This window comes from Campylobacter sp. BCW_6465, assembly GCF_001762815.1.
Classification (GTDB): domain Bacteria; phylum Campylobacterota; class Campylobacteria; order Campylobacterales; family Campylobacteraceae; genus Campylobacter_D; species Campylobacter_D jejuni.
This window is the reverse complement of the sequence record NZ_MJXN01000113.1, coordinates 2,387-4,396: the sequence shown is the minus strand read 5'-3', so window position 1 is coordinate 4,396 and position 2,010 is coordinate 2,387. Positions and strand designations below refer to the sequence as shown.

Genomic DNA, 2,010 nt, shown 5'->3' with positions numbered 1-2,010 from the left:
TAGAATCTGAAGATTGGTATCAAAAACTAAGCAAAGATCAAAAAGAAACCTTTAATAAAACCTTTAACGAAAGTATTTCTAATGAAATTGGTAAAAATAGAGATGCAAGTGCTTCATTTAATAACCTTCTTAAAACAGGAAATGTTACAAATTCTGCTAGTATTAAAAGTTCTATGGATAGCTATAATGAAGCTAAAACGCTTAATAATTCAGTGGGTTATGATGGTGGCTCATCTATCGTTCAAGGCTATATCAATGAAAATTATGGTGGTGTAGTTAATAAAGAAAATGTGGCTTCTGCTGTGAATGCTGTTGAAAATATGGCTGCAAGAGGAGATATGCAAGGATTATCACACTATGCAGGAGTAAACTCTAATGTCAATTCAAATGGATTACACGAGCAAACAAAACATAATTATTATGATCCAAAAGGCACTATGACTGATCACAATAAAGCCATAGATGATTTAAATTCAAGATATCAAGGTTTCTTGAAAACAAGAAATGCTCCTGCTAAAGTTGAATCAGAAGGATTAGCATTTGATGTAGAAAAAGCAGCAGGTGCAGCTGAGAAAAAAGCAGGAACTGCTATCAAAGAAAGAAATGAAAAAATCAATGATACTTATAAATAATAATGCACTGAGTCTAGTTTTAACTAGGCTTAATACCTATTATGGTATATATTTTCTGGCATATATCTATATGTTGGATCAATAATATAATCTGCTGGCGAACTTGATGGTTCGTCAATAGATTTAACATTCTCTTTTAAAAACTTCTTGATTTTCAATAATGTATTTTTAGAAAACAATTTGCTTAACCTATCTCTGATTAAATACAAAAGACAACAAGTTATTAAAACACTAACAATAGATGCAAGTACTGCTAAATAAATAATTAAGTGCGCTTTATCCATCTTTATTCCTTTCAATTATAACTTATTCATATTTTTAATAAAATTATACCATTTTTTAATAATTTTTGCAAGTATTTATGCTATAAAATGCCTATTTTTAGGGGTTCAAATGGGGTTCTTTTTTTATTTACCTAAAATTTTCATCAATAGTTTTGTGAAAATTTTGTAAGGTAAAAATCTAAATTTTCTTTTGCAACTAGATCAAGAATTTTATCTTGGGTTTTATATAACTGGTTATACTTCTCTTCTTTTTCCTGCATCTTTTATCCCATTAGAAAATATTATTATGATTTCCTAAGCTAGCCAAATATAATTCTAAAATATCATCTTTTTTGCGATAGACTAACAATAAATCAGGCTTAATGTGGCATTCTCTAAAACCGATATAATTTCCTTTTAGTGCGTGGTCTTTGTATTTTGGTTCTAAGATTTCATCATTGGCAAGTTTATTGACTACATATTCAAAAATATCTTGTTCTTTTGTATTCAATTTTTCAAATCGTTTTTTAACACGATTTGCTAACTTAATTTGATACTTCATTTCTTAAATCTTTCATCATTTCTTCAACGCTACTATAAGTTTGATATTCGCCATTTTCATACTCTCTTATGGCTTCGTCTAGTTCGGGTCTTCTTTGTTCTTCTTTTTTAACTCTTTTGGTGCTAAAAGAATTTTTTAACTTTTTTTGTAAAAATTTAAAAAATTCGTTATTCTCTTTTAATTGTGAGTTTAGTTTCTCTGCTCTTTTTTCTGCTAAAGTCAAAGCGTGTATTAATTGTTTTTCGCTAGCATTTTCATATTTAGAATAATCAAACATTTTTACTCCTTACTTTATATAAACAAATTATAACTTTTTTTTACTTTAAAAAATCTTTTCAAGGTTTAAGAAAACTTAAACAAGCAAATTCCTATTTTTCCATAATTTTAAGTTTCTATTCTTTTTTGAGAAAACTTAAAAAGAATAGAAAAAAATTTATAAAAATGCTATAAAAGAGGATAATATATAAAATAAATTCTTTATTTAATCAAATATCTTATTTACTGTCTCCAAAAAGAGAATCGTAAATTCGATTATTTCTCTAATCATAGCTAC

Annotated in this window: 3 protein-coding genes and 1 pseudogene; 1 reads left to right on the top strand and 3 read right to left on the bottom strand. The window is 27.1% G+C overall.

From position 1 onward, the window contains the following. Window positions 1–632: pseudogene (locus tag AJ886_RS10120) on the top strand (conjugal transfer protein TraG); the annotation flags it as partial. Window positions 633–661: 29 nt separating this feature from the next. On the opposite strand, the gene AJ886_RS10115 reads toward AJ886_RS10120, so the two are convergent. From AJ886_RS10115 to AJ886_RS10105, 3 genes are all read right to left on the bottom strand, one after another. Next, window positions 662–916 carry a hypothetical protein gene (locus tag AJ886_RS10115; RefSeq protein ID WP_044780703.1) on the bottom strand — a complete coding sequence of 85 codons (255 nt, stop codon included), beginning with the start codon at window positions 914–916 and terminating at the stop codon, window positions 662–664. Window positions 917–1,187: 271 nt separating this feature from the next. Next, window positions 1,188–1,457, bottom strand: a complete 270-nt coding sequence (locus AJ886_RS10110; protein WP_070287644.1) for a type II toxin-antitoxin system YafQ family toxin — start codon at window positions 1,455–1,457, stop codon at window positions 1,188–1,190. Further along, window positions 1,441–1,734, bottom strand: a complete 294-nt coding sequence (locus tag AJ886_RS10105) for a hypothetical protein (protein ID WP_070287643.1) — start codon at window positions 1,732–1,734, stop codon at window positions 1,441–1,443. The genes AJ886_RS10110 and AJ886_RS10105 overlap by 17 nt, the downstream gene beginning before the upstream one ends. Window positions 1,735–2,010: the final 276 nt, after the last annotated feature.

Excerpts from the sequence above, each read along its gene's own strand:
- AJ886_RS10115 (WP_044780703.1), bottom strand. The coding sequence starts at position 916 with ATGGATAAAGCGCACTTAATTATTTATTTAGCAGTACTTGCATCTATT.
- AJ886_RS10110 (WP_070287644.1), bottom strand. The coding sequence starts at position 1,457 with ATGAAGTATCAAATTAAGTTAGCAAATCGTGTTAAAAAACGATTTGAA.
- AJ886_RS10105 (WP_070287643.1), bottom strand. The coding sequence starts at position 1,734 with ATGTTTGATTATTCTAAATATGAAAATGCTAGCGAAAAACAATTAATA.